The sequence below is a fragment of the Legionella bozemanae genome (genome assembly GCF_001648595.1).
GTDB classification, from domain to species: Bacteria; Pseudomonadota; Gammaproteobacteria; order Legionellales; family Legionellaceae; genus Legionella; species Legionella bozemanae.
Window position 1 is genome coordinate 1 of the sequence record NZ_LBAW01000111.1, and the last position, 515, is coordinate 515.

Sequence of the window (515 nt, forward strand, 5' to 3'; positions counted from 1 at the left end):
ACAAGGTAGCCGTAGGGGAACCTGCGGCTGGATCACCTCCTTAAATTAAGAGCACTAAAGATTTAAAGTGCCCACACAGTTTGTTTTCGAGATAATGAAGAATCCAACCGCAGCTGAGAAGAGGCGGAAAAGATATTCGATCACGATATTGTTGTTGATGTAAATGAGATGTTGTTGTAGAGCCTCTCAATAAACGCGATGCTAAGTCGCAAGTCAAAAAAGCAAAGTGCATCGAAGCATTTTTGCAAGGTTTTTTGTTTTAATCGAAGTGCAGGAGCAGCAAAAGTAGAAGCATACATTCGTATGTGACTAAATGAGCAAGTACGTGCAGAGTAAAATAAAAAATCGAAGTAAAAATGGGTCTGTAGATCAGTTGGTTAGATCGCACCCCTGATAAGGGTGAGGTCGGTGGTTCAAGTCCACCCAGACCCACCAATCCTACGGAATTCTTCAGAGGCTTATCCAGATTAAAGTGCTTTTGTTTTGAGGGTATTTTCATCTGGAGTAACCAGAGG

At 41.9% G+C, this 515-nt stretch carries 1 tRNA gene; it reads left to right on the forward strand.

Annotation, left to right across the window (positions count from 1 at the left end):
* Positions 1–358 precede the first annotated feature (358 nt).
* A tRNA-Ile gene (locus tag A8O27_RS18280) sits at positions 359–435 on the forward strand.
* Positions 436–515 lie beyond the last annotated feature (80 nt).